Origin of the sequence: Halobacillus sp. (assembly GCF_049282395.1) — a bacterium.
Taxonomy (GTDB): domain Bacteria; phylum Bacillota; class Bacilli; order Bacillales; family Halobacillaceae; genus Halobacillus.
Genome location: NZ_JBAPTY010000265.1, coordinates 1 through 5,104 on the forward strand (window position 1 = coordinate 1; position 5,104 = coordinate 5,104).

Consider the following 5,104-nt stretch of genomic DNA (forward strand, 5'->3'; position numbering starts at 1 on the left):
AGGCCTTGGCAGGAAAAACAGGAACCCAGCAGCACCCGGCCGGTGATAACAAGGATGTTTGGTTCGCCGGGTATACCCCAGAATATGTTGGAACGTTGTGGATGGGCTATGACCAATCCGGTGAGAAATTCCGCTTAATGGGTGGTAGCAGCTATCCTACCAGACTTATGAAGGAAATATTATCTCAAATCGACGAGCAGAAGAACTTAAAGGAAAGTTTTGAACGTCCTAAGGGCGTAGAAGAGTTGCCTGAACCGATTGAAATGCCTGATATAGAGGACGCATCAGGATCTTTAAGCTTATCTGGGCTCGCCAGGTTCCGCGGAACCATAAGCTGGACACCTGCGGACGATGATCGTATGGTTTACCGTATTTACAGAGAAGAAGAAGGAGAAGATGTAAAAGTAGGGGAAGTAACTGGAAAAGGCGAGTTTAAAGTCAATGCCTTTGGAATATTTGATCAGACCACATATTACATCGTTCCTTTTGATCCGTTGACCGGAAAAGAAGGAGAACCGTCCAATAAAGTAACCCTGAATTGGGACCTGTGAAAAAACGCACAATCTCGTGAAAATTAGTTCATTATTCTATACAGACGAAGGATATATCGTTATAGTGGAAAGCGGATGAACGATGAACGTGGATAAAGGAGCTAGGTGATTATGAATAAAATAGAAAACGATACGATCTTAAGGGCTTTTCAGGGAGAAAAGACGGAGCATACACCGGTTTGGTTTATGCGCCAGGCGGGAAGATCCCAGCCTGAATATCGTAAATTAAAAGAGAAATATTCGTTATTTGAAATTACACACGAGCCGGAACTTTGCGCTTATGTGACCCGCCTTCCCGTGGAACAGTATGGAGTCGATGCCGCTATTCTTTATAAAGATATTATGTCTCCTCTCCCTGCACTGGGTGTGGACGTAGAGATTAAGAAAGGAATCGGACCGGTAATTCACAATCCAATCCGCTCCAAAACCGATGTGGAAAACCTGGGAACTATTGATCCTGAATCCGATGTTCCTTACGTTCTGGATACGATTAGACTTCTCACACAAGAGCAGCTGACGGTTCCTTTAATTGGCTTCAGCGGTGCACCTTTTACACTGGCGAGTTATATGGTGGAAGGTGGGCCTTCCAAGAACTATAATAAGACCAAATCCTTAATGTACAGCGAACCCATGACATGGTTTGCTTTAATGGATAAATTGGCTGATATGGTGATCACTTATGTCCGTGCCCAAGTGAAAGCAGGCGCAAAAGCTATTCAGATCTTTGATTCGTGGGTCGGTGCTTTAAATGTAGAGGACTATCGAACGTATATTAAACCAGTTATGGAAAGAATCTTCAGCGAATTACGTTCCGAGGGTGTACCGCTTATTTTATTCGGTGTAGGTGCCCGCCATCTTGCTCTTGAATGGAATGACCTTCCAGTAGATGTGATGGGACTTGATTGGAGAATGTCCATTACCGAAGCTAGAAATAATGGCATTACGAAGCCATTGCAGGGAAATCTGGATCCATCTCTATTGCTGGCCGATTGGGACGTGATTGAAGAGCGGACGAAGCGTATTATAGATGAAGGGCGCGAGCATCCGGCTCACATATTTAATCTCGGACACGGCGTCACACCTGATATCAAACCGGAAACATTGAAACGATTGACCAATCTGGTCCATGAGTATTCAAAATCTAAGTAAGAGGTGACGGTCATGGGTAAAAAACAAATGGGACTGCTAGTAATGGCTTATGGTACGCCATACAAAGAAGAAGATTTAGAGCGATATTACACACACATCCGGCGCGGACGCAAGCCTACGGATGAAATGCTTCAGGATCTTAGAGACCGTTATGACGCCATTGGAGGTATTTCTCCTTTAGCAAGAATTACGGACAACCAGGCGGAAGCTCTTAAGAATGACTTGAATGAAAATCAGGATGAAATTGAATTCAAACTATACATCGGGCTTAAACACATCGAACCTTTTGTAGAAGATGCAGTTCAACAGATGAAAGAAGACGGAATTGAAGAAGCCGTGTCCATTGTACTTGCTCCTCATTATTCCACCTTCAGCGTGAAATCTTATAACGGAAGGGCTCAAGAGGAAGCTGAGAAGCATGGCATCACCATCCGTTCCGTAGAAAGCTGGTATGATGCTCCAGGATTCATCGACTTCTGGAAAGAAAAAATCCTCGCAGAGTATTCCAAAATTGCAGAAGAAGAGAAGGAAAATACGTGCCTAATCGTATCGGCTCACAGTCTTCCAATGAAAATTCTAGAAGGCGGTGATCCTTATCCGGATCAGCTGAAAAAAACCGCTGAGATGATTAGTGAAGCGACTGGAATTACTCAATACGAAATCGGCTGGCAAAGTGAAGGCAATACACCGGATCCTTGGATCGGACCGGATGTGCAGGATCTGACCAGGGATCTGTATCATGATAAAGGATACACGTCCTTTATTTATGCTCCCGTAGGCTTTGTATCCGATCACCTGGAAGTTCTTTATGATAATGATTACGAGTGTAAGGTAGTTTGTGATGAGGTAGGAGCAGATTACTACCGTCCAGAAATGCCTAACACCAACGATAAGTTTATTCATACGCTTGCTGGTGTCGTACTTGAAAAAGCAGAAGAGCAGCGATAAGTATGAAAGAGCAAAAACGAGTACTTGTTGTTGGCGGAGGCATTTCAGGATTAACAGCAGCTTATTATCTTCAAAAAGAACAAAAGCAGAAGAACTTACCTCTTGATGTTCAATTGATCGAATCAAGTGATCAATTAGGAGGAAAAATTAAGACAGAAAAGAGAGATGGTTTTACGATTGAACGAGGCCCTGATTCTTTTCTTGCTCGTAAAGAAAGTGCTGCAAGACTGGCCGAAGAAGTCGGTCTTGGCGATCAGCTTGTGCCAAACGGTACGGGGCAGTCTTACATTCTGGTTAATGGTAAACTTCATAAAATGCCAAGTGGTTCTTTTATGGGAATCCCGACTCGTATTCGGCCTTTCTTATTTTCCGGCCTTTTTACCCCAGCTGGAAAATTAAGAGCGTCCTTAGATTTAATAAAGCCTAAGAAACAGGTGGAAGGCGATCAGGGGTTAGGTCTCTTTTTCCGCAGGCGGCTTGGCAGTCAAGTGGTGGAGAATTTAATCGAACCGCTACTCTCCGGCATTTATGCAGGAGACATTGATAAGCTGAGTCTTGAAGCAACCTTCCCTGATTTTTACCGCTTAGAGCAGGAATATGGGAGCTTAATTAAAGGGTTACGCAAAACGCGTTCCATCAGTAAACCCAAAAAAGGGGAAAAGAAACCAAGCATGTTCCGGACACTCGAACATGGCCTTGAATCCCTGGTAGATGCTGTGGAAGATAAACTTGACCCCGGCTCTGTAAGGAAGAATACAAAAGTCGATCATATTGAGAGAAAGCCTCAAGGTTATCACGTGCTGTTAAGTGATGGAACCGTAGAAGAGGCGGATGCTGTCATACTGGCTGTTCCTCATTTTCAGGCGCAGCGTATGCTTTCTCAATTCGATTTTATGGATCCTTTTAAAGAAGTCAATGCGACCTCTGTAGCTAATGTCGCTATGGCATTTGATGCGTCAGCGATCAAAAAAGATATTGACGGTACAGGGTTTGTGGTGTCACGGAACAGCAGCTTCAGAATTACGGCCTGCACGTGGACGCATAAAAAATGGCCTCATTCGACCCCGGCTGGAAAAGTCATGCTTCGTTGCTATGTAGGAAAACCAGATGACCAGGACGTGGTGAACCTGCCGGATGAAGATATTGTTGAGATCGCCTTGAACGATTTAAATAAAACGATGAATATTACCGATAAGCCTGACTTTTCTATTGTGACCCGCTGGTATGACGCTATGCCTCAATATCAGGTAGGACATAAAGACCGCTTAAGAGAGATCACAGAACAAATGGAACAGCAGCTGCCTGGTATTTGTTTAGCAGGAGGTTCCTACCGTGGAATTGGTCTTCCTGATTGTATCGATCAAGGAGAAGCAGCGGTAGAAAAGGTGCTTAGCTCTATTAAAGATAATCGTATTTAAAACTGCTGCCCACGGGCGGCAGTTTTTTCTCTTAAATTATGAAAGGGCTTGCAAGAAAACGGAAGGATTAGTATGATTTAAATTGGAAACGTTTTCAAGTTATTGTAAACATCATCAGGGGGAGATCAAATGGCTACGATAGAAGATGTAGCAAAGCTGGCTGGCTTATCCAGAACGACGGTATCCAGAGTCATTAATGACCAGCCCTATGTAACAGATGAGAAAAAACAGCGCATCCTTCATGCTATGGACGAATTGGGATATGTTCCTAACTCTTCCGCACGGCGCCTGCGCAGCCAGCGCACCGAAACGATTGCTGTATTGCTGCCGCGTATAACGAATCCTTTTTTCGGAAATTTAATAGAATCCATGGAGCAGAAAGCTTCTAAAGCAGGCTATCAAGTGATTGTGTGTCAAACCCATGATTCTAAGAAGAAAGAACTCGATTACCTGCAGTTGTTAAAGACAAAGCAAGTGGATGGTATTATTATGACTTCTTTAGTAAATGATTGGGAGCTGATCCATCCTTATCTGGAAAATGGCCCAATAGTGTTATGTAATGAATATATGGAAAATAAACCGGTACCGATGATTCATATGGACCATAGGCAGGCGGCTTATGAAGCGGTGCAGCATTTAATTGAACAGGGGTGTAAACACTTGGCTTTTGTTCATGGCGGTCAGGAAGGTCACTTAACATTAGAAAGAAAACGTGGATTTGAACAAGCTTTGCTGGACCATGGTCTTTCTTCATCGGAGGATCAAGTGATCCAGGGGCCGATGGATGTGGGAGACGGGAGGCATTTGTTCACCTATATTAAAAAAGAAATGCCTCATATTGACGGAGTATTTACAGGTTCCGATGAAGTGGCTGCCGGGATTATCTATGAAGCTGCCCATTCTGATTGGAAGATTCCCGAAGACCTCTCGGTGGTCGGCTTTGACAATCAGATGCTCTCCCTTCTTATGGTACCTTCCATCACAACAATTGAGCAGCCTGTAAAGAAGTTAGCTGATAAAACTGTGGAAGTCTTACTG

4 protein-coding genes and 1 pseudogene are annotated in these 5,104 nt (G+C 43.8%); all 5 read left to right on the top strand.

Features of this window, described 5'->3' with window-relative positions; genetic code table 11:
• Positions 1 to 551 (top strand): annotated as a pseudogene (locus tag WAM07_RS11205) (penicillin-binding protein); the annotation flags it as partial.
• 111 nt (positions 552 to 662) lie between these two features.
• A complete protein-coding gene (gene hemE / locus WAM07_RS11210) occupies positions 663 to 1,700 on the top strand; it encodes a uroporphyrinogen decarboxylase (RefSeq protein WP_422166896.1) in 1,038 nt (345 codons plus the stop codon).
• A 12-nt stretch (positions 1,701 to 1,712) separates the two neighbouring features.
• Positions 1,713 to 2,648, top strand: coding sequence for a ferrochelatase (gene hemH / locus WAM07_RS11215; protein WP_422166897.1), 936 nt, complete (start codon positions 1,713 to 1,715; stop codon positions 2,646 to 2,648).
• A 2-nt stretch (positions 2,649 to 2,650) separates the two neighbouring features.
• Positions 2,651 to 4,066: a protoporphyrinogen oxidase gene (gene hemY, locus WAM07_RS11220; RefSeq protein ID WP_422166898.1), complete on the top strand. Its 1,416-nt coding sequence runs from the start codon at positions 2,651 to 2,653 to the stop codon at positions 4,064 to 4,066.
• A 129-nt stretch (positions 4,067 to 4,195) separates the two neighbouring features.
• Positions 4,196 to 5,104: LacI family DNA-binding transcriptional regulator (locus WAM07_RS11225; RefSeq protein WP_422166899.1), on the top strand; the 909-nt coding region annotated here is incomplete at its 3' end.

Bases quoted from the DNA above. Each gene is read 5' to 3' on its own strand.
- hemE (WP_422166896.1), top strand. From the start codon at position 663: ATGAATAAAATAGAAAACGATACGATCTTAAGGGCTTTTCAGGGAGAA.
- hemH (WP_422166897.1), top strand. From the start codon at position 1,713: ATGGGTAAAAAACAAATGGGACTGCTAGTAATGGCTTATGGTACGCCA.
- hemY (WP_422166898.1), top strand. From the start codon at position 2,651: ATGAAAGAGCAAAAACGAGTACTTGTTGTTGGCGGAGGCATTTCAGGA.